General features: G+C 65.8%; 15 protein-coding genes. 10 read left to right on the top strand and 5 right to left on the bottom strand.

Features of this window, described 5'->3' with window-relative positions:
• Positions 1–47: 47 nt before the first annotated feature.
• Positions 48–1,469 (bottom strand): condensation domain-containing protein, encoded by a 1,422-nt coding sequence (locus tag TX88_RS03725; RefSeq protein WP_044514761.1) that lies wholly within the window; start codon positions 1,467–1,469, stop codon positions 48–50.
• 232 nt (positions 1,470–1,701) lie between these two features.
• Between TX88_RS03725 and TX88_RS03720 the strand changes: the two genes are divergently transcribed.
• Positions 1,702–12,834: a type I polyketide synthase gene (locus TX88_RS03720; protein WP_044514758.1), complete on the top strand. Its 11,133-nt coding sequence runs from the start codon at positions 1,702–1,704 to the stop codon at positions 12,832–12,834.
• Positions 12,835–12,907: 73 nt separating this feature from the next.
• Here TX88_RS03720 and TX88_RS03715 read toward each other — a convergent pair whose 3' ends face one another.
• Positions 12,908–13,987: an NAD(P)H-dependent amine dehydrogenase family protein gene (locus TX88_RS03715; protein WP_044514756.1), complete on the bottom strand. Its 1,080-nt coding sequence runs from the start codon at positions 13,985–13,987 to the stop codon at positions 12,908–12,910.
• 234 nt (positions 13,988–14,221) lie between these two features.
• Between TX88_RS03715 and TX88_RS03710 the strand changes: the two genes are divergently transcribed.
• From TX88_RS03710 to TX88_RS03695, 4 genes are all read left to right on the top strand, one after another.
• A complete protein-coding gene (locus tag TX88_RS03710) occupies positions 14,222–16,060 on the top strand; it encodes an acyl-CoA dehydrogenase (protein WP_044514753.1) in 1,839 nt (612 codons plus the stop codon).
• Between the two features lie 72 nt (positions 16,061–16,132).
• Entirely contained in the window at positions 16,133–16,774 is a 642-nt protein-coding gene (locus TX88_RS03705) for a DUF1361 domain-containing protein (protein ID WP_044514751.1), read from the top strand.
• 110 nt (positions 16,775–16,884) lie between these two features.
• The gene (locus TX88_RS03700) at positions 16,885–17,373 is read left to right on the top strand and encodes a hypothetical protein (RefSeq protein ID WP_044514749.1); all 489 of its coding nucleotides are present in this window, start codon (positions 16,885–16,887) and stop codon (positions 17,371–17,373) included.
• A gap of 84 nt (positions 17,374–17,457) precedes the next feature.
• Complete coding sequence (locus TX88_RS03695; RefSeq protein ID WP_244438337.1) at positions 17,458–17,646, top strand: hypothetical protein; 189 nt, start codon at positions 17,458–17,460, stop codon at positions 17,644–17,646.
• Between the two features lie 10 nt (positions 17,647–17,656).
• Here TX88_RS03695 and TX88_RS03690 read toward each other — a convergent pair whose 3' ends face one another.
• Positions 17,657–17,929: a DUF4235 domain-containing protein gene (locus tag TX88_RS03690; RefSeq protein WP_209446948.1), complete on the bottom strand. Its 273-nt coding sequence runs from the start codon at positions 17,927–17,929 to the stop codon at positions 17,657–17,659.
• Positions 17,930–18,096: 167 nt separating this feature from the next.
• Here TX88_RS03690 and TX88_RS03685 point away from each other — a divergent pair, with 167 nt between their 5' ends.
• The 3 genes from TX88_RS03685 (at position 18,097) to TX88_RS03675 (ending at position 20,416) form a co-directional block, all read left to right on the top strand.
• Positions 18,097–18,507: a phage holin family protein gene (locus TX88_RS03685; RefSeq protein WP_044514746.1), complete on the top strand. Its 411-nt coding sequence runs from the start codon at positions 18,097–18,099 to the stop codon at positions 18,505–18,507.
• Positions 18,494–18,799, top strand: coding sequence for a DUF3618 domain-containing protein (locus TX88_RS03680; protein ID WP_044514744.1), 306 nt, complete (start codon positions 18,494–18,496; stop codon positions 18,797–18,799). Before TX88_RS03685 ends, TX88_RS03680 begins: the two co-directional genes overlap by 14 nt.
• A gap of 120 nt (positions 18,800–18,919) precedes the next feature.
• Entirely contained in the window at positions 18,920–20,416 is a 1,497-nt protein-coding gene (locus TX88_RS03675) for an SDR family oxidoreductase (protein WP_044514742.1), read from the top strand.
• Positions 20,417–20,422: 6 nt separating this feature from the next.
• On the opposite strand, the gene TX88_RS03670 is transcribed toward TX88_RS03675, so the two are convergent.
• Positions 20,423–21,025, bottom strand: coding sequence for a TetR/AcrR family transcriptional regulator (locus tag TX88_RS03670; protein WP_044514740.1), 603 nt, complete (start codon positions 21,023–21,025; stop codon positions 20,423–20,425).
• Positions 21,026–21,179: 154 nt separating this feature from the next.
• Here TX88_RS03670 and TX88_RS03665 point away from each other — a divergent pair, with 154 nt between their 5' ends.
• Positions 21,180–21,626 carry an MmpS family transport accessory protein gene (locus tag TX88_RS03665; RefSeq protein ID WP_044514739.1) on the top strand — a complete coding sequence of 149 codons (447 nt, stop codon included), beginning with the start codon at positions 21,180–21,182 and terminating at the stop codon, positions 21,624–21,626.
• Positions 21,623–24,532: an MMPL/RND family transporter gene (locus tag TX88_RS03660; protein ID WP_044514737.1), complete on the top strand. Its 2,910-nt coding sequence runs from the start codon at positions 21,623–21,625 to the stop codon at positions 24,530–24,532. Before TX88_RS03665 ends, TX88_RS03660 begins: the two co-directional genes overlap by 4 nt.
• Before the next feature lie 7 nt (positions 24,533–24,539).
• Here TX88_RS03660 and TX88_RS03655 read toward each other — a convergent pair whose 3' ends face one another.
• Positions 24,540–25,478, bottom strand: coding sequence for an aromatic alcohol reductase (locus TX88_RS03655; protein ID WP_044514735.1), 939 nt, complete (start codon positions 25,476–25,478; stop codon positions 24,540–24,542).
• Between the last annotated feature and the right edge of the window lie 43 nt (positions 25,479–25,521).

Here is a 25,521-nt window from a genome sequence, read left to right as displayed (position 1 = left end):
GCCCTCACCCTCGCGCCGCTTCCATGGCCATCACCCTTTGCTCGCCGCTACGCGACGCGCCCCCAGTGACCACTGTCAGCAACCCTGGAAGACACCGATTTCATCGCCTCCATGTACCGCGTTACCGACTTCTCGGCAACGGGATTGTCCGGATGCATGATCGCCATGACCGTGCCCTCGCCGTACCTGAATATGTAGATCGTCAATTGGTACGAGAACCGATTGTCCGGGTACATGCCGATGTTGTTCGCGAGGCCCAAGTCACCTGCCGCGAGGATCGCGTTGAGCGGTGCGGCACCACCGTGAAGGAAATTCGAGACCGGAAAGTTCGGCTGCGGCCAATTCAACCACGGCGCCAACTCGAGTACGCGATAGTACGGCACCCTCGCCATATCGAGGCCCGAATCGAAAGATGCCTGCGCGGCTCCGGCCGCGTCACTGAAAGAGGTCGCCGCGACCGGCACAACAATCGGGATCAAACCTGTAAACCAGCCCTGCGTGTTGAAATTATCGCTGGCCGTGCGGGAATCTCTCGGCGTGAGTCCGTAATACGTCAGCGCACCGGTGAACTCGTGCTCGACCAGGCCGAGACAGGCGAACAAGCCACCGACGAAACGTGCGCCTGCCGCCGCGCAGGCCCCGTCGAAGCGTTCTGTCTGTGCCGTGTCCATCAGGACCATCGAGCTCCAGGCACTGCTGGTCGACTTGTCCGGATTGCCCAGTGGCAGTGGAAATTCCGGAAATCCGTCGCTGTTGTTCTCGGCGAACTCGATCCACGCCTGAACTCCTGGCGACTCCAGGGTCAACGTGTCCGTGAATTCCCGTTCGCGGACGCAGAAGTCGTCGAAGCTGCCGGGTTCGGGCAACTGAAGAGCATGACCGCTTCCGCTCATCGCGGAATACATGCCATTGGCTTCCATCATCGTCGTGCCGATCAATGTGGCATCCCCGTGCACGTGATCCATGGCCGCGAAGAATGTGAAGTGATCTTCGTTCTGGATAATTCCGAAAGTGAAGCAGCCCCATTCCAAGGGATTGGGTATGCCCACGACATGGTCGTGTATTTCTTCGACCGTCATGTCGCCCTGATCGACCGGCACGAACTCGATATCGTCCGGATCTTCGATCGTTCGTCTAACGAATTTGCCGTCATCGGCCTTTTCGAACCAGCTGCGGAATGTGTCGTGCCGACGCAGGTAGGTGTTGACCGCGTGGTCCATGGCCGAGATGTCACACTGGCCGGCCACCTCACAGCTGGCGATGATCTGCCGCGAGAAGTTCAGGCCGGCAGCCTTCCGCTCGCTGTAATTTCGAAGATGTTGACTCTGCATGTAGCTAACTGGCACCGAGCTCACAGGCGCCCGATCGGCCGTTTCCTGTGAGGTAGCCGTCGGATGCCAGGACGTGACCGATCCCGGACTCAACGTCCATTCCTCAAGTGCGCCAACAGTTATCTTCCCGATGCGCAAAGCGTCGCCCTCCCGTTCGGCCGGCTGTGGCCGTGATCACCCGTGGCTGCCCAACATACCCTCGGTCCGCTGGCAACCGCTCCCCCCGCCTCACAGCAGAAGCTGTGCATCACGCGTCACAGGTTCACGTGTAATAGTGCTCTAGTGCCGTCGGGGGGTGGACAATTTTCGCGTGCGACAAATGTCCGGCGTAGTCATATGACTAACCGCCGACGCTAGGAGGGCAACGGCCATGGGAACCGCTGAACATCCGACCGACGAGAGCCCCCGCTTTGCCATCGTTGGCTACGCGGCGCGCTTTCCCGGCGCGCCGGACGCCGAGGCGTTCTGGGACGTGCTGCGCGAGGGCCGCGACGCGGTGTCGGAGATACCTGAGGACCGCTGGGATGTCGACGAGTTCTTCGACCCGGAACCAGGCGTACCCGGCAAGGTTGTGACCCGCCGGGCCGGTTTCGTCGAGGACGTGACCGGGTTCGACGCGCCGTTCTTCGGCCTGTCGACGCGCGAGGTCCGGCTGATGGACCCGCAACATCGGCTCCTGCTCGAGACGGCATGGCGCGCGGTGGAACATTCGGGTACCGCGCCAACAGCTTTGGCCGACACCAACACCGGTGTCTTCGTGGGTCTGGCCACCCACGACTACCTGGGAATGGCCTCTGACGAGCTCACTTACCCCGAGATCGAGGCCTACATGGCCATCGGGACGTCGAACGCCGCGGCGGCGGGCCGGATCAGTTACCGGTTGGGCCTGCAGGGTCCCTCCGTCGCCGTCGACACCGCGTGCAGCTCGTCGCTGGTGGCGATTCACCAGGCATGCCAGGCGCTGCGGCTGGGTGAGTGTGACCTCGCGCTGGCCGGCGGTGCGAATGTGCTGCTCACACCGGCCACGATGATCACGTTCTCCAGCGCTCACATGCTCGCCCCCGACGGCCGCTGCAAGACGTTCGACGCCGCGGCGGACGGCTACGTGCGCGGCGAGGGCTGCGGCGTCATCGTCATCAAGCGTCTCGAGGACGCGATCCGTGACGGCGACCGGATTCGGGCCGTGATCCGTGGCAGCGCAATCAACCAAGACGGCGCATCCGGCGGGTTGACCGTGCCGAATGGCGTGGCCCAGCAACGGGTTATCACCGACGCTCTTGAACGCTCCGGACTCAAGCCCAGCGAAGTCGGCTACCTGGAGGCGCACGGCACCGGAACTTCGCTGGGTGACCCGATCGAGGCGCAGGCAGCAGGCGCGGTGCTGGGCGCCGGACGCGAACCCGGCCGCCCGCTGTTGATCGGCTCGGCAAAGACGAACATCGGTCACCTGGAAGCGGCCGCCGGCATCGCCGGCGTCATCAAGGTCATCCTGTCGCTCGAGAACGAGACCTTGCCGAAGCACCTGCACTTCGAGAACCCGTCACCGCACATTCCGTGGGACCGCCTTGCCGTGGAAGTGGTCAAGGAGGCCACCCCCTGGGAACGCAACGGCGAACCCCGCATCGCGGGCGTCAGCTCATTCGGCTTCGCCGGGACCAACGCGCACGTCATCCTCGAAGAAGCTCCCGAGCCGACAGCGCGACCGGCGGCAGAGCCGGACCGGACCGGGCCATCCGAGAGCAAGCGGTTCAGCATTCTTCCGCTGTCCGCCCGGACGCCGGAAGCATTGATGCAGATCGCCGGCGAGTACCGCAACTGGTTGGGCGCGCATCCGGAAGCCACCTTGGCCGACGTGTGCCTCACGGCCGGAGTGGGCCGCGCGCACCTGGAGCACCGCGCCGCGTTGGTGGTCAATTCCAGGGAGGCAGCGGTAGAGCTGCTCGGCGCTCTCGCGGACGACCGCCCCGCACCCGGCCTGGTTCGTGGGGAATCCCATGACACGCCGAAGACCGCGTGGCTGTTCACCGGCCAGGGCAGCCAGTACCCCGGCATGGCCCGCGAGTTGTTCGACACCGAGCCGGTGTTCGCCGAGACCCTGACCCAGTGCGCCGCGGTGGTCGCCGATGTCCTCGAAAAACCGCTGCTTGACGTGATTTTCGACCTCGACGGTCCCGACGGCGAAGAAACCCTGCGGCAGACCTCCTACGCCCAGCCCGCGCTGTTCGCCCTGGAGATGGGCCTGGCCCGGCTGTGGCAGTCGTGGGGCTTCGAACCCGACGTGGTGCTCGGTCACAGCGTCGGCCAGTACTCGGCCGCGTGCATCGCGGGAGTGTTCAGCCTCGAAGACGGCGCGCGGCTCATGGCCGAACGCGGCCGCCTCTTCGGCAGCCTGCCCGCGGGTGGCCGCATGGTGGCGGTGTTCGCCGCAGCCGAGCGCGTCGAGAGCCTCACCGACGAGTACCCGACCCTGTCGGTCGCCGCCTACAACGGGGCCAACACCGTGCTGTCCGGGCCTGCCGCCGACCTGGAGCAGGCCGTGGCCAGGCTGACGGCCGACGGCGTGCGGTGTGACTGGCTGGAGACCAGCCACGCGTTCCACTCGGCGTTGCTGGAGCCGATCCTCGACGAGTTCGAGGCGTACGCGAACCAATTCACTTTCAATGCACCACAACGGATTCTGATCGACAACCGCACGGGCGCAGCCCTAGGCCGGAGCGTCAAGATGGACGGCGCCTACTGGCGTCGCCACGCGCGCCAACCGGTCGAGTTCGCCAAGAGCGTGCGCACCCTCGCCGATCTGAACTGCAAGGTGCTGCTCGAGGTCGGCCCGCGTCCGGTGCTGACCGCCACAGCCCTGGGCGCATGGCCCGACCCGGCCACCGCACCTCGGGTGATCGCCTCGCTGCGGCGGAACACCGCCGACCACCGGCAGATCACCGAAGCCGTCGCCGATGCCTACGTGCTGGGCCACCTGCCCGACTTCGCTGCCTTCCGGCAGGCCCACGCGCAGAAGCTGGACCTTCCGACCTACCCGTTCGAGCACCGCCAGTACTGGTACCGCGACAATCGTGAAGAGCCCAACCAGCAGCAGCACGTGGCCGCCCGCACCCAGGCCATCCGACTCCTCGAGGACGGCCGGATCGAGGAACTCGCAGCCCTGCTCGACGGCGCAGGCGGCGACGATCAGACGTTTGCGGTACTCACCAAGCTTGCGGCGCAACACAACCAACAGCGCTCGACGCAGTCCATCGCGGACGACCGTTACGAATTCCGGTGGGAAAAGGCGGTTACCCCCGTCTCCGGCACGGAAGCCGGGGAGAGTTCCTGGATCCTCATCGGCGACGAGTCCGAAGCCGTCAAGCCACTGGTGGACACCCTCACCGCGCGTGGGCAGCAGTATCGATTCCTCGAGTTGCCCGCCTCCGATGCGGACGAGGTACAACTCGCGGCGACGTTGCGCGCCGCGGCAACCGGCGATTCGACGCTGCGCATCGTGCACGTCGCCGCACTCGACTCCGGCGCCACCCCATCGATGCGATCACTGCTGAGAATGCAGCACCAGGTCCTGGCCGGAACGCGGCGGCTCTTCCGCGCCGCGGTCGCCGCTGACCTGAGGGCGCCCATCTGGCTCGTCACCCGCGGGGCGCAACACGTCACCGAGGCGGACACCGTGACGCCGGAGCAGAGTGCCCTCTGGGGATTCGGCCGCGCCGCGGCCCTCGAGCTTCCTCAGCTGTGGGGCGGTCTGGCCGATCTGTCCGAGGGAACGTCCGGCGAATGGTCCGCACTGCTCAACCGGATCCCGGCGGCATCCGAATCGGCCGTCAAGGAAGACCAGGTCGCACTGCGGGGTCACGAGGTCTACGTTCCCCGGCTGGTTCGGCCGGTGGACCTACCGAGCGGCAAACCGCTGGAACTGCGCGCTGACGCAACGTATCTGGTGACCGGAGGGCTCGGCTCCATCGGGCTCGAGATCGCCGGGTACCTGGCCGCGCACGGCGCCAAGCAACTGGTACTGACCAGCAGGCGCCAGCCCGGCGACACCGCCCAGAAGCGCATCGACGCACTGCGCGACCAGCACGGCTGTGAAATCCGGGTCGCCACGGCCGATGTCGCCGACGCACACGACGTCGCCCGCCTCCTGGCCACTGTGCGGGCCGAACTGCCGCCGTTGGCCGGCATCGTGCACGCCGCGGGCGAGATCGGCACCACGCCGCTGAGTGAGCTCGACGATGCTGAAGTGGATCGGGTCTTTGCCGGGAAGGTCTGGGGCGCCTGGCATTTGAGCGAGGCTGCAGCCGACGAGAAGCTCGACTTCTTCATCAGCACCTCCTCGATCGCCTCGGTGTGGGGCGGATTCGGCCAGACCGCATATAGCGCCGCGAACGCCTTCCTGGACGGGCTTTCCTGGCGTCTGCGCAAGCAGGGCATCGCCGGCACCAGCGTCAACTTCGGTCCGTGGTCGGCCGGTATGGCCGACGCGGAATCCCGTGCCCGGCTGGAGCAGCGCGGGATCAAGACGCTGTCACCCTCCGATGCACTGGCCGGTCTGGCTGATGTCGCGGCGGCCGCTTCGGCCAATGGCCCCGCCCAAGGCGTGATAGCCCGGATCGACTGGGCCCGCTTCCTGCCGCTCTATCAGCAGGCCGGCCGACGGGCATTCCTGGCCGAGCTGGAACGCGAATTGCCCGCCCAGCTGTCGGGAGCCGCGCCTCCGGTCACCGCGTCGGGGAAGACCAAGCTGGTCGAGCAGCTCACCAATGCACCGGTGCAGCAGCGCAAGAAGCTTCTGACCGATTACCTGCGCGACGCCGTGGCGGAGGTGACCCGCGTCGACTCCGCGGAAATCCGTGAGGACGCAGGGTTCTTCGACCTCGGCATGGATTCGCTGATGGCCGTCGAACTGCGCCGCCGCATGGAACAGGGCGTGGGAGCGGAGATCCCCATCACCCTGGTGATGGACTACCCCCGAATCTCCGATGTCGCCGAATACCTGCTCGGTGACGTGCTGGGACTCAGCGAGCAGGCCAAGCCCGCACCTCAACTGGCAGCCGCGACGGCGCGCACCGACGATCCGATCGCGATCGTGGCGGTGTCGTGCCGCTTCCCCGGTGCGCCCGACCCGGAAGCTTTCTGGGATGTGCTCTCCGGCGGCGTCGATGCGATCCGGGAAGTTCCGGAAGACCGCTTCGACATCGACGAGTTCTTCGACCCGGATCCGGACGCTCCGGGCAAGACCTATACGCGCTTCGGCGGATTCCTCGACGGCATAGACGGATTCGACCCCGAGTTCTTCGGCATCTCCCCGCGTGAGGCCGTCTGGATCGAGCCGCAGCAGCGGCTGATGCTCGAAACGGTCTGGGAGGGCTTGGAAAGAGCGGGCTACGCGCCGGCGACCTTGCGCGGCAGCCGGACCGGAGTCTTCGTCGGTGTGGCGGCCAACGAGTACGCGCATCTGCTGTCGTCCGAGCCCATCGACAAGATCGAGCCGCACTTCATCACCGGCAACGCACTGAATGCCATCTCCGGTCGCGTGGCCTTCGCGCTGGGACTCGAGGGACCCGCGGTCGCGATCGACACCGCCTGCAGCTCGGCGTTGGTGGCCGTCCATCAGGCGTGCCAGGCACTGCACTCGGGTGATTGCGACATGGCGTTGGCCGGTGGCGTGAACGTCCTGCTCTCGCCGGTGACCGTCGTCGCCGCGTCGCGGGCCAGGATGCTGTCCCCCGTGGGGCGGTGCAAGACGTTCGACGCTTCCGCGGACGGGTATGTCCGCAGCGAAGGCTGCGGAATTCTCGTCCTCAAGCGGTTGAGCGACGCACAACGCGACGGTGATCGGGTCTGCGCGATCATCCCGAGCAGCGGGGTGAACCAGGACGGCGCGTCGAGCGGTTTGACGGTGCCCAATGGTGGTGCACAGCAACGGCTTATCGGATCCGTACTGGCCCGTGCAGGGCTGTCCGGCGGAGACGTCGACTACCTGGAGGCGCACGGAACGGGCACTCCGCTGGGCGACCCGATCGAGGTCCAGGCGGCCGCGGCGGCCTACGGCGGCTCACGTGACACGGACCGGCCGTTGCTGATGGGATCGGTGAAAACCAACATCGGCCACACCGAATCGGCATCGGGGGCAGCGGGTCTGATCAAGGTCGTGTTGTCGCTGCAACACGAGACACTGCCGCAGAGCCTGCACTTCGACAATCCGTCACCGCACATCCCGTGGGACTCGCTGCCGGTGCGCGTTGTCGACAAGGCGCTTCCGTGGCAGACCAACGGCAGGCCGCGACGTGCCGGCGTGAGCTCCTTCGGCTTCACCGGCACGAACGCGCATGTGCTGGTCGAGGAGGCGCCTGTGCAACCGGCACCGGCACCTGCCGACGACCTCGCCGGCGGGGATCTCACCGAAGGCGCCACGCCGGACCCGACGCCAGCAGCCCAGCCCGAACAGGTGAATGTGCTGACGCTGTCCGCGCGGTCGCCGGAGGCGCTCGTCGCGTTGGCGCAGCGTTACGCAACCTGGTTGACCGTGCATCCGGATGCCGACCTCGCGAACTTGTGCCTCACCGCAGGCACCGGCCGTTCGCATTTCGAGCACCGTGCCGCACTGGTGGTGGACTCGGTCGACGATGCGCGCATCTACCTGGAAGATCTGGCCGAGAATCGCACGCGGCCAGGTGTCGTACGCGGCGAGCACTTGAACCACCCGACCACGGCGTGGTTGTTCACGGGACAAGGCAGCCAGTACCCGGGAATGGCCCGTGAACTGTTCGACTCCGAACCGGTTTTCGCAGAAACCGTGAAGCGCTGCGCAGATGCGGTCAAGGACATCCTGCCGACACCGCTGCTCGAGGTCATCTTCGCCAGCGATCGCGAGACGGGCGGCAAGGCCGGAGAGACGTTGCGGCACACCTCCTTTGCCCAGCCGGCGCTCTTCGCCGTCGAGATGGGCCTGGCCCGGCTGTGGCAGTCCTGGGGCATCGAGCCAGACGTGGTGCTCGGGCACAGCGTGGGCCAGTACGCAGCGGCATGCGTGGCCGGAGTGTTCAGCCTCGAGGACGGTGCGCGACTCATGGCCGAGCGCGGCCGGCTGTTCGGCAGCCTGCCCGAGGGCGGACGAATGGTGGCTGTCTTCGCCGACCCCAAGCACGTCGAGCAGATCGCCGGCGAGTTCCCCCGGGTGTCGGTCGGCGCCTACAACGGGCCCAACACCGTGCTGTCGGGTCCGGGTGACGATCTCGAGCAGATCGTCGACAAGTTCGGTGACGAGGGCGTCCGCTGCACCTGGCTGCAGACAAGCCACGCCTTCCACTCGGAGCTTCTCGACCCGGTGCTCGATGAATTCGAGTCGTACGCAGCGCAGTTGCAGTTCGCCACACCGACATTGCCTCTGGTCTGCAACCGCACCGGCAACGTGCTCACGGCCCAGACCCCGCTCGACGCGCAGTACTGGCGCCGGCACTCACGCCAACCGGTGCAGTTCGCCGAGAGCGTTCGCACCGTGGCGGCACTGGGTTGCTCGGTGTTGATGGAGATCGGTCCGCAACCGGTGCTGACCGGGGCTGCGGTCCAGGTCTGGCCGGAGCACCTGCCTGCGCCCCGCGCCATCGTCTCGATGCGTAAGGGCGTCGCCGACCGGCGCCAGATCGCCGACGCGCTGGCCTCGGCCTACGTCGGCGGTCACCGGCCCGACTTCGCCGCGCTGCATCGTCAGCCCGGTCACCGGCTCGAATTGCCGACCTACCCGTTCCAGCGGCGGCGCTTCTGGCCCAAGGGCGGCGGCATCACCGCCGACGTCAACGGTGCCGTGGGATCGGGGATCCTGGGCAGTGGAAAAGACCTGGCCTCAGGCGATTCCGTGTACACCAGCAGGTTGTCCGTCAAATCCCAGCCGTGGCTTGCCGACCACGTCATCTACGGCACCGTCGTCGTCCCCGGAGCGACATACGCAGCCATGGCGCTGGCCGCGGTCGGTACCCCGGCACGGGCCAAGGACGTGTTCTTCTACGAGCCGATCATCCTGCCCGAGAAGAGTTCTCGCGAGGTGCAGCTGACGTTGCACCCGCTGGACGACGGCGGCGGGTGGAAGTTCCAGGTGCACAGCCGTCCCTACGGGGACCGGATCGCCGACTGGTCGCTGAACGCCGAAGGCACGGTTGTGAGCGGTCTGGAGGACGCGACCGAGGCGCCGGTGTCGGAGGACGACCCGGTCGACGAGGCGATCGAGCGCATGAACCGGATGCGCCCGCAGGAACTGTTCGAGACCTTCGCCGACCTGGAACTGTCGTGGGGCCCGAACTGGTCCGGCTCGCTCAAGTCGCTCTGGCTCGGTGAGGGTGAGGCGATCGGCGACATCCTCGTCGGCGCGGAACTCGCCGAACAACTCGGAACAGAGCCGATGCACCCGGTGCTGATGGACCTGTGCACCGGTGTCGCCTTCCCGGCATTCCCGGCACTGTTGGCGGCCGAACAGGGCGTGAACGACCTGTTCCTGCCGCTGCGGTACGGGCAGGTGACGTTGAAGGAGAAGATGCCCCGGCGGTTCTACTGCCGCGCGAAGTGGCACGAGAGCGCACTGGACAGCGAAACCCAGGTCTTCGATCTCGATTACCTCGATCGGGATGGCCGCTACCTGGGCGGAATTCGGGAGTTCACGGTCAAGCGGGCACCTCGCGAGGCGCTGCTCCGCGGCCTCGGCGGTGACGCCACCCGGCTGCTGTACACCCTCGGCTGGGCCGAGGTCCCGGTACCGGCTTCTGACGACGAGACAGTCGACGCAGCGGCAACCGGCACGTGGCTGATCGCCGGATTCGACGACCTCGCGGCCAAGGTGCCGGGCTGCATCCCGTTCGATCGGAACACCGGTCAGCAACTGAGTGAGGTCCTGACCGAGGCCAAGGAGCGCGGCCTGCCGTTCTCCGGTGTCGTCTGGCGTGCCGGCGCACCGAGTACGGAAGAGTCGAGCGCTGACGGCCAGGCTCGACTCGAGACCGAGATCGCCAACCTGCTCGGCGCGGTGCACACCGTGCAGGGCGGGGAGATCAAACTGCCCGGCGGACTCTGGATCGTCACCGAGCGGGCGGTCGCAACCGAATCCGGTGAGCCTGTCGATCCCGTACAGGCCGCGCTGTGGGGATTCGGACGCACCACGATCAACGAGGAACCGGCGCTGCGCGCCAAGCTGGTCGATACCGACGGATCACCCGAGGCCGTGCAGGCGCTGGCGAAACTGCTGGCCACACCGGTCGAGGAGCCGGAAATCGCTGTGCGGCAGGGCAAGCTGCTGGCCTCCCGGCTGCTGCCGTGGTCGCGCAGCGGGCATCTCACGGTGCCGCGCGGAAGCGACTACGCCCTGTTGCCCACCGAACGCGGGGCGATCGACAACCTGCGGATCACCGAAAAGGAAGTGCCTGCGCCGGACGAGGGCTACGTGCAGGTGCGGGTAGAGGCCGCGGGTCTCAACTTCCGTGACGTGCTCAACGTGCTGGGCCTGTACCCGGGTGACCCCGGCCCGATCGGTGGTGACTTCGCCGGTGTCGTCACGCAATTGGGTGAGGGCGTCACCGAAGTCGAGGTGGGCCAGCGGGTCTACGGCTCCATGCAGGGTGCCTTCGCCAGCCGGTTCAACGCGCCGGCGCAGTTCCTGGCACCGATCCCCGACGGGGTCAGCGCGGTCGAGGCCGCCACGATTCCCGCCGCGGCGCTGACGGTCCGGCTCGCATTCGACTGGGCGCAACTGAAGCCGGGCGACAAGGTGCTCATCCACGCCGCCAGTGGTGGTGTGGGACTGGCAGCCATCCAGATGGCGCAGCAGTGCGGTGCCGAGGTCTATGCGACGGCGAGCACCTTCAAGCGGGCAACGGTTCGCAAGCTCGGCGTCAAGTACGTGTATGACTCGCGTACAACTGATTTCGCCGACCAGATCCTGGCGGACACCGGCGGCGCCGGCGTGGACGTGGTGCTCAACAGCCTCACGAGTGAAGGTTTCGTCGAGGCGACCGTGCGGGCCACCGCCAAGAACGGCCGTTTCGCCGAGATCGCCAAGCGCGATATCTGGACCCCGGAGCAGATGGCCGAGGCCCGACCCGACATCGCGTACGAGATCGTCGCGTTGGACACGGTGATGTTCCAAGAGCCCGAACGCATTCGCACCTTGCTGACCGAGGTGTCGGACGGGTTGGCCAAGGGACAATGGACGCCACTGCCCGCCGAGATCTACCCGCTCACGGAGGCCAGGACGGCGTTCCGGCGCATGCAGCAGGCCCGGCACATCGGCAAGATCGTGTGCCAGATGCCGAACCCGCTTGCACCGCGCCCGGATCGGACCTACCTGATCACCGGTGGACTGGGTGCGATCGGTCTGCACACCGCTGCGTATCTGGCTCAGCTGGGCGCCGGTGACATCGTGTTGACCAGCCGCCGTGCGCCCGATGCGGACGCTCAGCGGTTGATCGAGGAGATCACCGAGCGTTACAAGACCCGCATCCACGTCTTCGCCGCCGATGTCGGCGAGGAGTCCGAGGTGGCGAAGCTCCTCGACCGGATCCGCGCCGAACTGCCCCCGCTCGCCGGTGTGGCACATCTCGCGGGTGTGCTCGATGACGCGCTGCTGGGCCAGCAGAGTGTGGAGCGATTCCGGACCACCCTGGCGCCCAAGGCCTTCGGCGCTGATTACCTGGACAGGTTGACGAAGGACGACGAGCTGGACTTCTTCATCGTGTCCTCCTCGGTGTCCAGCCTGTTCGGTTCACCCGGTCAGTCCAACTACGCGACAGCCAACGCGTTGCTCGACGGTCTGATCGCGCAGCGCAGGTCTCAAGGCCTGCCGGCCACCGGGATCAACTTCGGTCCCTGGGGCCAGGGCGGCATGGCCTCCTCGGAGGCGGCGACCGCGAACATCAGTGCCCAGGGCCTGATTCCGCTGGAGCCGTCGGCGGCATTGAGTGCGCTGTCCGAGGCCATCGCCAACGGAACCGGCCAGGCCACCGTCATCAAGGCGAACTGGCAGCGGGCGGCGAAGGTGCTGGGCAGTCAGCGGCCGCCGATCCTCGACCTGGTGTTGCCGAGTGCCGTCGGTGAGGTCGTCGGTGACAGCGAGGTTCTCAAGCAGCTGCTCGAGATCCCGGTGCCGCAGCGTGCCGGGTTCGTGACCGAGTTCCTGCAGAAGGAAGTGCAGAACTTCCTGCGACTCGCCTCACCGCCGGCCGCGACCAGTCGCTTCCTGGATCTCGGCACGGACTCGCTGATGGCGATCGAACTCCGCAACCGGCTGCACACTCAGTTCGGCGGCAAGTTCACTCTCAACGCAACCGCGGTGTTCGACTACCCGACGATCGGCGGGCTGGCCGAGTACCTCGTCGGTCAGCTGCCCGACGCGGAATCGGCGGAGTCACCGACGGATTCGGCGGAATCGCCGGAGGCGTCGCAGCAGGAGGCTCAGGAGGAGTCCGCCGTAGAGGCACCCTCCGACCCCGAGCCGCAGGCTGAGGCGGCCGAGACCACCTAGCGCGACAACACGTGAAACTGCCCCTTCTCACAGGAGAAGGGGCAGTTTTGCGTCTGCTCGGCGATCGTGTCGATCAGATCCAGCGGGTGGCCTCGACCTCGGCAGGCAGCGGTGGGTGCAACGGCACGTCGAGTCCGTCGTAGATACCGGGCTTCTGGGTGGCCAGCCAGTCGATCGCGCCGAGCAGGCGGTTGGCCGCGGTGGTGTTGCCGCCGTCGGCCCGGGTGCCACCCGGCACGTCGGCGCGCACCACGATGCTCAGCTGCGGATCGCCGTCGACGATCACCCGGTGGTCACCGACCCCTTCGTCCGGCTGCGGCCAGTCCGGCGCGCAGGCCGGGTCGATGCGGGTGATGTGTTCGATGATGACCCGCTCGACACCGTTGGCCCATCCGATGACCTGGAGCCGGAACGCGCCCTGCGTGCCGGCCTCGAACCGGCCCATGACGTTGTCGACGGCCTCGGTCAACGGCAGCCGTTCGACCGTCTCGGTGATGTCGTCGATCTCCAGTCCGAGGCCGCGGCCGATCAGCCGGACGTTGCCGCCCCACACCATGGTGGGGATGGACGGCAGCAGCATCATCGGGGTCTCGTCCATCGACCCGCCGAAACCGCACAGCACCCGCACCGAATGCGGCTGGTTGTAGGTGGAGTAGTCGAAGATCTCCTGACACCGGATGGTCCGGATCCGGGTACACAGTCCGGCTGCGATCACGGCGAGGGCGTCATTGCCCCAGCCCGGGTCCACACCGCTGACCAGAAGTGCGGAGTTTCCGGCCACCGCGGCGTCGGTGAGCCGGTCGACCCATTCCGCCGGAGCCGAGGCCGGGTCGTACAGCGAGTACAGCGACGGTGTCACCACCTGTTTGCCCGCCCGCAGACAGCGCTCGATCTCGACGATGGCCTCCTCGGGCCGGATGTCGCCGGAAGACATATAGGCGACGGCATCGCACTGGGCCAGCGCCGCGTCCACGTCGGTGGTGGCGCTGACGCCGGTGAGGCCGTCGAGCTTGGCGAACGTCGCCGCGTCGCGACCGGCCTTGTCGGGTGAGGACGTGATCACCGCCGCCAGTTCGAGGCCCGGAAATCCCGTGGCCGACCTGATCGCCGTCGCACCCATGTTGCCCGTACCCCACACCGCAATTCGACGCATCGGGCCACCTTAGTAGACCGTTGGTGACTATCCTCACATTATCCGAAAACTGCAGGTCAAGCCCGTTTACGGAAACGGGTACAAGGCTCGATCAACCACTGGGTTGATTAGCTTTCAGAAATTGCTCAGAGTCTCTTTGCGTTGAAGTTACTGAACGGTATAGTTAGCCGCAGTTACTGGTGGGTAACTTATCCAAAGTACCCAACCTCAGGTGGCATTCCACAAGGAGGAAAAGTGAGCCACTACAAGAGCAATGTCCGTGACCAGGTCTTTAACCTGTTCGACGTGTTCGGCATCGACAAGGTGTTCGGCACCGGCAAGTTTGCGGATCTCGATCAGGATTCGGCTCGCGAGATGCTCGCGGAGATCGCCCGACTGGCCGAGGGACCCATCGCCGAGTCGTTCGCCGACGGCGACCGCAACCCTCCCGTCTTCGATCCCAAGACCCATAGCGTCACGCTGCCGGAGTCGTTCAAGAAGTCGATGCGCGCCCTCCTCGAGGGTGGCTGGGACAAGGTCGGCCTCTCCGAGGAACTCGGCGGTATGCCGGTGCCGCGTGCCCTGCAGTGGGCGCTGATCGAGCACATCCTCGGCGCCAACCCCGCGGCCTACATGTACGCGATGGGCGCGGGCATGTGCGAGATCTTCTACAACAACGCCACTGAAGAGCAGAAGAAGTGGGCAGTGCTGGGCGCCGAGCGCGGCTGGGGCGCCACCATGGTGCTCACCGAGCCCGACGCCGGTTCCGACGTGGGCGCCGGCCGCACCAAGGCCGTCCAGCAGGAGGATGGCTCCTGGCACATCGACGGCGTGAAGCGGTTCATCACGTCCGCCGACTCCGACGATCTGTTCGAGAACATCATGCACCTGGTGCTGGCCCGCCCCGAGGGCGCCGGCCCGGGCACCAAGGGTCTGTCGCTGTTCTTCGTACCCAAGTTCCTCTTCGACTTCGAGACCGGTGAGCTGGGCGAGCGCAACGGCGCCTTCGTCACCAACGTCGAGCACAAGATGGGCCTGAAGGTCTCCACCACCTGTGAGCTGACCTTCGGTCAGCACGGTGTTCCCGCCAAGGGCTGGCTGGTCGGCGAGGTGCACAACGGCATCGCGCAGATGTTCGACGTCATCGAGCAGGCCCGAATGATGGTGGGCACCAAGGCCATCGCAACCCTGTCGACCGGTTACCTGAACGCCCTCGAGTACGCCAAGGAGCGCGTCCAGGGTGCCGACCTGACCCAGATGATGGACAAGGCCGCCCCGCGCGTCACCATCACCCATCACCCCGACGTGCGCCGGTCCCTGATGACCCAGAAGGCCTACGCCGAGGGCATGCGCGCCGTCTACCTCTACACCGCGACCTTCCAGGACGAGGACGTTGCCAAGGCCGTCCACGGGGTGGAGCCCGAGCTGGCCCACAAGGTCAACGACCTGCTGCTGCCGATCGTCAAGGGCTGCGGCTCCGAACGGGCCTTCGTCCTGCTGGGCCAGGAGTCGCTGCAGACCTTCGGTGGCTCCGGCTTCCTGCAGGACTACCCGCTCGAGCAGTACGTCCGCGACTCGAAGATCGACTCGCTCTACGAGGGCACCACTGCCATCCAGGCGCAGGACTTCTTCTTCCGCAAGATCGTCCGCGACAAGGGCCAGGCGCTGGCGTTCGTGGCCGGTGAGATCGAGCAGTTCATCAAGAACGAGACCGGCAACGGCCGCCTCAAGACCGAGCGTGAGCTGCTGTCCACCGCGCTGGCCGATGTCCAGGGCATGGCCGCCACCCTCACCGGGTACCTGATGGCCGCCCAGGAGGATGCCGCCAGCATCTACAAGGTGGGTCTCGGTTCCGTCCGCTTCCTGATGTCGGTCGGCGACCTGCTGCTCGGCTGGCTGCTGGCCCGCCAGGCCGCTGTCGCGATCGAGAAGCTCGACGCCGGCGCCACCGGCGAGGACCGCACCTACCTCGAGGGCAAGATCGCCGCTGCATCGTTCTTCGCCAAGAACATGCTGCCGCTGCTCACCAGCACCCGCCAGGTCATCGAGACCATCGACAACGAGGTGATGGAGCTCGACGAGGCTGCGTTCTAAGAAGCTGCCGACAATGAGGCCCCGGGTTCGCCCGGGGCCTCATTGCATTTGGGAGACAGGCAAACTGGTCCCATGACCGAAGCCCGTGGCATCCTGCTCGTCGTCTCGTTGATGGCGACGACAGCACTGACCCTCGCCCTGGGGATCACCGATCCGGCCGCACCGATGTCCTACCCGACCAAGTTCCTGGTGTGGAACCTCGTACTGGCGTGGATCCCGATGGTCGTCGCGATCGCGTTCGATCTGGTCGAGCGCCGGCTGTGGCTGCTGCCGCTGGGAGCGGCCTGGTTGGCATTCCTGCCGAATGCGCCCTATCTGGTGACCGACCTGGTCCACCTCGGTGAGGGCTACGAGCTGTGGCGCCATGTGCTGCAGTACGGGTTCGCCGCGTGGACGGGGATCCTGCTGGGCGTGGTGTCGCTGCTACTGGTGCATCAGCGCCTGGACGACGAATTCGGCGCCTTCTGGGGCTGGTTGGCCGTCGTCTTGTCCGTTGCGGCGTGCGCGGTCGGTGTGGTCATCGGGCGGTTCCAGCGATGGAACTCCTGGGATCTGGTGACCCAGCCGGACGCGGTGGTCGCGGCGACGTTCGACTGGATGCGCTCACCGCTGTCCTACGTGCAGTCGACGGGCGTGGCGATAGCGGTCGCGGCTTTCTTCGGGTTGGCGTATCTGACGGTCTGGGCACTCAACGGACTTAATGTGCGCAGATAGTGTCCTGATCGTTATCGAGGTTTATCCCATTTGCCACATGGGTAACTTCTGTATCAGCGGAGCAAACCTGCGACCGCGCTGAAGCAGAAAGAGGCGAATGGATCGTCACCATGAACACAGTCCTATATTTCAGCGTCTATGGCGCCGTGTATGAAACCCGGGCCTACACCACCGCCGACATAAACCAACTCGTCCACGACCACGGGCTGCACTGCCTGACCTCCGCCGATCGGCAGTTCGACTTCTGGTTCAGCCCGTCAACCCACTCGTGCCAGCGCCACGTGAACCGCAAGGCAACCGAACTCCTGCTGGCCACAACAGCTTTCACTCCCAAGACGGTTCCTCTGCTGCGCGGGTGTGTCGTCGTCGCCACGCATGACGCCGACGGTGAACTCGACGGACTGAGCTGGCAGCAACTGGATCGCCTGGCCCGCCGTGACCGCTCGCTGACCAAGCAGCAAAAACGTGCGCTCGGCCGACACATCAACCGCGCCGGCGGCCGATATGACCCGCTCACCCCTGCCGCACGCTGCGACGGGTCGCACCACGTCGCCGTCAGCCGCGTCCGCGCAACCAGCCGGCGGGCCTGGTCCGAATGACGGGGCAGAATGATTCGGCCGAGTACAGCGTGGAAGACGTCGCCGTGGAACATATCCGCGTCGGAGACACCCTGTCGATGTCCGGTGACGACGACCCGCGCACTCACGTCTTCCGCGTTGCGAAAAGCCGAGCTACGCAACGAACTCACCACGGGTGAACAACCGAGGGTGATCCTGAGGTCTGAGCCGGTGGGCGACACCGGTGAGCCGATGGTGCTCACTTATCCGACCGGAACCCGACTACGGAAGATCGTCAGCCACCCGACCGGATAGCCGGTCCGTCTCAGACCGGTGATTCATGGGCGAGCGCCCGATAGCTCTTGGCCCCTGCCCGGTCGACGGCGGCGCGGACCAGGCCGAACACCAATCCCTGAATAGCTGCCGCCGTCAAGGCTTTGGCGCCGGACCGTTCGAGATCCTTGGGGTCGGGCGGTTCGAGATTCGGCTGATCGATGCGTTTCCAGATCTGGGTGAACAACGCGCCGGCCAATAGGCCCCCGCCCACACTCGTCGCCATGGACAGCGGCATGTAAAGCATCTTCGAGAGTCGGCTCACGGCTCCTCCTCGCGTCGGCACCAGCCCGAAAGAAACGGCTTTCGGGCTGACGTGCGGGTACCCCGAACCGAACGGTTCTAACGGCATAGATGCCCTTTCGAGGTTTCGCCCGGCCCCACGTCGGGCACAGCTGTGGAAGAAGTAGTACGCATGGGGAAGGCCCAACGATGACTACCGAGTCAAAATCAATCAGTGAAGCGTCGACGGCTCAGCTCCTCGGCCAATTGCAGGAGCAGACGACACGTCTGGTTCGCGACGAGTTGCGGTTGGCGCAGAGGGAGTTTCAGGAATCCGCGCGTCACGCCGGAGTCGGCGCGGGACTGATCAGCGCCGCCGGTCTGCTGACAGTGCTGGGACTCATGACGGTCATTGCCGCCGCGGTTGCGGCGATCGCGCTGGCCCTGCCGGTCTGGGCCGCCGCGGTCATCGTGGCCGCGGTGCTGTTCATCGGTGCCGCAGTGGCCGCAGTCGTCAGCCGCAGCCAGGCGAAGCAAGTTCCGCCGCCGGCCGCCGAGTCAGTAGACAGCGTCAAGCAGGATCTCGATGAGCTCAAGGAGGCACGACATGGCCGACGCTGATCGCCTTCCGCCCGAACCGGGGCCGGACGCCGGAATCGATGAACTGCAGTCCGACATCGACAAGACGCGCAGTGAGTTGGGCGAGACAGTGGCCGCGCTGTCCGACAAACTCGACGTCAAGGGCCGCGCGCAGGACAAGGCCGCCGAGACGAAGGATGCCGTCGTCGACCGGGCTCACGCCGCAACCGAGGCCGCAAGGTCCAAGCCGGCGGTGCCGGCCGCCGCTGTGATCGCAGTTCTGGCGGCAGTCGGCCTGCTGGTGTGGTGGCGCCGCCGCCGTGAGGTGTCCTGACAGCCAACGGGTTTACCTCGTTTGTCGTGTGGGCATCCCGGTCGCGACGAGTAATCCACCCATCGGTCGTCCTCAGTCGGCCGGCTTCGGGCCGGCTCTGGCATCTTGCGAGGAGAACCCGTGACAAATCCGGCGAACTCCGCCACCTCCTTGCGTGTTCTGGTTACCGGCGCGACCGGATACATCGGCGGCCGCCTGGTTCCCCGGTTGATACAGGCCGGCCACCGGGTGCGGGCAATGGCTCGCAACCCCGACAAGATCAGCGATGTGCCCTGGGCATCGGACGTGGACGTCGTTCGCGGCGATCTCACCGAGCCGGACACGCTCGACGAAGCCTGCCGCGACATCGATGTCGTCTATTACCTCGTGCACTCGATGAACGCAGGCGGAGAGTTCATCGAATCCGAGAGACGCAGCGCAGAGAACCTCGTCAGTGCGGCCACCCGCGCCGGAGTGCGACGCATCGTCTATCTCGGCGGCTTGCATCCGGAATCGGATCGACTTTCGATGCATCTACGCTCACGCGGCCAGGTCGGGGAGATACTGCTGAACTCGGGCATCCCGACGCTGATCCTGCAGGCAGGCGTGGTCATCGGATCCGGGTCGGCGTCTTTCGAGATGATCCGGCATCTGGCCAACAGGCTGCCTGTGATGACCACGCCGCGCTGGGTCAACAACCGCATACAGCCGATTGCGGTTCGCGATGTCATGTACTACCTGCTGGAAGCCGCCACCGCGGAACTTCCGCGCAGCCGCGCCTACGACATCGGCGGCCCCGATGTCTTGCGGTATGGCGAAATGATGCAAATCTATGCCGATGTCGCGGGCCTGGCCCGACGACGGATTCTCGTACTCCCCGTTCTGACACCGAAACTCGCCGGACTGTGGATCGGGCTGGTCACCCCTGTGCCCCCGAAAATCGGACGCGCCCTGATCGAATCTCTCAGCACCGACGCCGTTGCCACTGAGCACGACATCGATTCGATTATCGCGCCGCCACCGACAGGGGCGACCCGATATCGGGACGCCGTTGCACTCGCACTCCGTCGCATCGAGACCGGTGAAGTCGAAACCACATGGGCCAATGCGTCTCCCACCAGTGCACCCGCCGACCCGCTGCCCTCTGATCCCAGTTGGGCCGGCGAAGCGATCTACACAGATGAGCGCAGCCTCGACTGCAACGCAGCGATCGAGCACGTGTGGGAGGTTGTCGAGGGGGTCGGCGGTGAGAACGGTTGGTACTCATTTCCGCTGGCCTGGACCATTCGCGGATGGCTGGATCGACTTGCCGGGGGCGTCGGTCTGTCTCGCGGTCGCCGCAACCCTCACACCCTGCACACCGGTGACGCCCTGGACTTCTGGCGTGTCGAACGCATCGAGCGGCCGCACTTGTTGAGGTTGCGTGCAGAGATGCGCACGCCCGGCAATGCCTGGCTCGAATGGCGACTCGAACCTCGCGGCAAGCACGCCACCCGGCTGCACCAGCGAGCCATATTTTTTCCGAAAGGGCTTGCCGGACGAGCCTATTGGTACTCGCTCCTGCCGTTCCACGGCATCATCTTCACCGGCATGATCAACAACATAGGCGTCGCTGCCCAGAACGGATCAACGGAGTAACAGAGTTCAGAAGCGGGTCAGGCTGGGCATCAACACATCGTCGACGAGCGCGCGAACCGTCGCCTCGGTCGGCGGACGTCCGGGGATCAGGGATCGAAACACCAGATACCCCGGCATCACGTCCCAAAGCTCGTCGTGGACCGCCGCGGCCTCGATCTCGCCCCGCTCCACCGCATTGGCCAGAACGTCGGCCATCAGTTTCTTGCGCTGCAGCACGAACTGGTTCTGCAGGGCCGCACTCAACTCCGGGCTGTGCGCCACCTCGGACATGATCGCGCTCATGGTGCTGCCGTGTTCGCGTGCCTGTGCACACACCGAAGCCCCGATGCTGAGCAGGTCGGTGCGTAGCGAGCCGGTGCAGGGCGGGACCAGCTGAACCCGGGTGCCCTCGATGAAGGCCGCCAGCACGAGCTCGGTCTTCGACGGCCACCGGCGGTAGATGGTGGCCTTGCTGGACTTGGCTTCGGTCGCAACGGCTTCCACGGTCAACCGGTCGTAGCCGTGCTGCTGCAACAGCCGCAGCGTCACCGCAAGCAGCTCGGCCTCGCGCTCAGTCCACTGCGACGCCGGAGCCGGCGGTGAGACGTCGTGCGTCGAAGCGGATGCCACGCGGGGAAACCTTTCGGTAGCGGGAGCCGATGTCCATCGGCCGTAAGTCTTGCCCCGTCCAGGATAGTACCGTACGGTACCGTTCAGATACTTGGTACGGCCAAAGACATCCGCCTCAAGGCGCGCGGGGCGCCCGTTGTCGAAAGGCTCTGAGATGCAGGGGATCTCGGTAGGCAGCCTGGTCAGGCGGCGCTGGACGGTGATCGTTGCCGTCCTGGTGGTGGCGGTCGTCGCCTTCACCGTCGACCGGTTGCACGGCATATTCGGTTCCGACAACGAGGTGTCGCGCCCCAGCGCCGACACCCTGGAGAACACCGGCTACAACCCGAAACGGGTTCTCTTCGAAGTGTTCGGATCACCCGGTTCGGTCGCCACCATCAACTACCTGGACATCGACGCACAACCCCAGCGGGTCGACGATGTGGCCCTGCCGTGGTCACAAACCCTGGTCACGGATGACCCGACGATGTTCGCCGACCTCAGGGCACAAGGGGACGGCGACACCATCGGGTGCCGCATCACCGTCAATGGCGTGGTCAAGGACGAAAGGTCCACGAGCAACGTGAACGGTTACATCGCCTGCTTGGACAAGTCCGCATGAGCAGCCGGCACGCAGAAGATGAAGTCGGCGGCTCCAGGACGGCGCGGACCATCCGTGTGCTCGCCGTACCGATCGTGCTCGTGTGGGTCGCCATCGCCGCACTGACGAACATCCTTGTGCCACAGCTGGAGGTCGTCGGGGCAGCACGCTCGGTGGGGCTGAACGCGCCCGACGCGCCATCGACCATGGCGATGCGACACATCGGCCAGGTCTTCGACGAGTTCAACTCCGACAGCGCGGCCATGATCGTGCTCGAGGGCGACCAGCCTCTCGGCGACGACGCCCACCGCTTCTACGACACCCTGGTGAAGCGGCTGGCCGAGGACACCGAGCACGTCGAGCACATCCAGGACTTCTGGGGTGATCCGCTCACGGCCGGCGGCTCGCAGAGCAAGGACGGCAAAGCCGCTCTGGTGCAGGTGTACCTGGCCGGTAACCAGGGCGAGGCGTTGTCCAACCAGTCCGTGGACGCCATTCGCGAGATCGTCGCCAGCGTCCCGCCACCGCCCGGGGTCAAGGCCTACGTCACCGGCGCCGCACCGCTCATCACCGACAACTTCGAGGTCGGCAGCGAGGGCACCGAAAAGGTCACCGGCATAACCTTCTTGGTGATCGCGGTGATGCTGCTCGTCGTCTACCGATCCCTCGTCACGATGCTCCTCATGCTCGTCACGGTCCTCATCGAACTGGCGGCCGCTCGAGGCGTCGTCGCCGCGCTCGCGCACTCCGGGGTCATCGGCCTGTCCACCTATTCGACGAACCTGCTGACGCTGTTGGCGATCGCCGCGGGCACGGACTACGGCATCTTCATCGTCGGTCGCTATCACGAAGCTCGTAGCCGTGGCATGGAACGGGAAGCCGCGTACTACGACATGTTTCGCGGCACCGTGCACGTCATCGTCGGCTCCGGGCTGACCATCGCCGGCGCCGTGGCCTGCCTGCACTTCACCCGACTGCCCTACTTCCAGACCCTGGGCATACCCGCCGCCATCGGCGTGCTCGTGACACTGGTGGCCGCGCTGACGCTTGGGCCCGCCGTACTGACCATCGGCAGCCGGTTCGGACTCCTTGAGCCCAAACGCAATCCACGCGCACCGCGCTGGCGCCGCATCGGCACCGCGATCGTGCGGTGGCCCGGCCCCATCCTGGTGGTGTCGTGCCTGATCGCGCTCATCGGCCTTCTCGCCCTGCCGGGGTACAAGACCAGCTACGACGGCCGCCCGTACCTACCTGAATCAGCACCGGCGAACGTCGGCTACGCAGCCGCCACGCGTCACTTCTCCGAGGCCCGGCTGAACCCCGAGCTACTGATGGTCGAAGCCGACCACGACATGCGGACGCCCGCCGACATGCTGGTGCTCGAACGCATCGCGAAAGCGGTTCTGCACACTCGCGGCATTGCCTTGGTCCAGTCGATCACCCGACCACTGGGCACGCCGATCAAGCACAGCTCCATCCCATTTCAGATCAGTGCGCAAAGTGCCAGCCAGATCATGAACCTGGGCTATCAGCAGGACCGCGCCGCCGATCTGCTCAAACAGGCCAACGAGCTGTCGAACACGATCAACATCCTCAAGCAGCAGGTCTCGTTGCAGCAGGCCAGTGCTGCCGCCACCCACGAGCAGACCCAGGCCTTCCACGACACCGTCGCGATCGTGAACGACCTGCGCGACAAGATCGCCAACTTCGACGATCAGTTCCGCCCGCTGCGCAACTACTTCTACTGGGAACCGCACTGCTTCGACATCCCCATGTGCGCGGCGCTGAGATCGGTGTTCGACGCACTCGACGGCATCGACAAGCTCAGCGACCAGTTCGGTCAGATCACAGCGAGTTTGGACAAGCTCGACGCCCTCCAGCCGAAACTCGTTGCGCTGCTCCCACCGCAGATCGCCATCCAGGAGCGCAACCGCGATCTGACCCTGTCCAACTACGCCACCACGGCCGGAACCAACTCGCAGTCCCAGGAAGCCCTCGAGAACTCGACCGCGATGGGACAGGCCTTCGACTCCGCCAAGAATGACGACTCGTTCTATCTGCCGCCGGAAGCGTTCGACAATCCCGACTTCAAACGTGGCCTGAAACTGTTCATGTCACCCGACGGCAAAGCTGCCCGCATGATCATCACGCATGAGGGCACTCCCGCCACGCCCGAAGGCATCTCACACATCGACGCGCTCAAGGACTCCGCGTTCGACGCGATCAAGGCCACGCCTCTGTCGGACGCCAAGATCTATGTGGCCGGAACCGCTTCGGCGTACAAGGACATTCAGGACGGCGCCAAATACGACCTGCTCATCGCCGCGCTGGCAGCGATCAGCCTCATCCTGCTCATCATGATGTTCATCACCCGTAGCATTGTCGCGGCGCTTGTCATCGTCGGCACCGTCGTGCTGTCGTTGGGGGCATCGTTCGGCCTGTCGGTCCTGGTGTGGCAGTACATCTTCGGCATCCAGTTGTACTGGATCGTGCTGGCACTGGCCATCATCCTGCTGCTGGCGGTCGGAGCGGACTACAACCTACTACTGATATCCCGGTTCCAGGAAGAGATCGGGGCCGGGCTCAAAACCGGCGTCATCCGCGCCATGGCCGGGACCGGCCGGGTGGTGACCGCCGCCGGCCTGGTGTTCGCGGCCACCATGTCCTCGTTCATCTTCAGCGATCTCATCGTCCTCGGTCAGATCGGTACCACCATCGGGCTCGGGCTGCTCTTCGACACCCTGATCGTGCGGTCGTTCATGACACCGTCCATCGCGGCGCTGCTCGGCCGGTGGTTCTGGTGGCCACAGATCGTGCGGCCCCGTCCGGCCAGCCGCATGTTGCGCCCGTACGGATCGCGCACCTCGGTTCGCAAACTGCTCGAACCAGAACCCGAGCCGACAACATCGAGCCAGGCTCCGGCGTGAGCCGGTGTCACACCAGGTTCGCTCGGGCCCATTCCTCGGCGGTCGTGGTCCTGATACCGCGAACGGCGTTGTACGACTGATCCTTCGGCCAGGCAACACCATTGGTGCGGGCGAACACCGCCCGGTATTTGCTCATCGTGTCCTCGGGATCCTGCCGTAGCCGGTCGATCAGGAAGTCGGTGCTCCAGAGGGTGCGGGTTACCGATGTCGCACGGACGCGATCGACGATATCGGCGAGTTCGCGGTAGCTGACGGTGTCCCCCGCGAGATAGACGACGGTGTCGCGAATACGCGGTTCGGCGAAGACGATGTCGGCGGTGAGCACGCCGATATCTTCTGGGGTGGTGAGGGTGACTCGGTTGTCCCAGCTTCCCAGCGCATGCACGGTCTCGGCAGCCAGATCCACGACAGCGAACTCGGGTTCGAACAGGAAACTGGTGAACATGCCGGTGGAGATGATCACCCACTCCGTGGCGTGCTGGCCCCGCAGCAGGTCGCGCACGTCGAGCTGCTCGTCGAACAGCGTCTGCGGGCTACCGCGCCCTATCTCGTCGTAGTCGACGCCGAACTGCCACGGGAAGAACCGCGATACCCCGGCGGTGAGGGCGGCTTGAGCGAGTTTGCGCTGCGTGCCGGGCCCGGCCGCGAAACCGACGCAGCTGATGACGGTGTGGTAGCGGCCCATCACGGCCGCGAGCTCGGCCACCGACGCCGTCGCGACGTCGGCCTGCTCGATGGCGATACCCGCCTTGGCTAGTTCCTCGCTGCGCGCGTCGTGTTCCCCATCGGTACCTGCTCCCGATGGCCGCAGCAGCACCGCGATGCTTGCGGCGCCGGGATGGATTGCGAGGTGGCGGGTGAGTGCGGACAACACACTGGCACCGAGTTCACCCGTCCCGATGACGAGAATGCTCAGACTGTCCGCCGTTGGTGGCGTTGCGGGCACTGTGGCCTCCGTTTCTGCGGTGATGCATGGGTTGCAACCGACA

Origin of the sequence: Mycolicibacterium septicum DSM 44393 (assembly GCF_000455325.1) — a bacterium.
GTDB classification, from domain to species: domain Bacteria; phylum Actinomycetota; class Actinomycetes; order Mycobacteriales; family Mycobacteriaceae; genus Mycobacterium; species Mycobacterium septicum.
The sequence above is the reverse complement of the archived record's forward strand: the minus strand, read 5'-3'. Positions and strand labels throughout refer to the sequence as shown.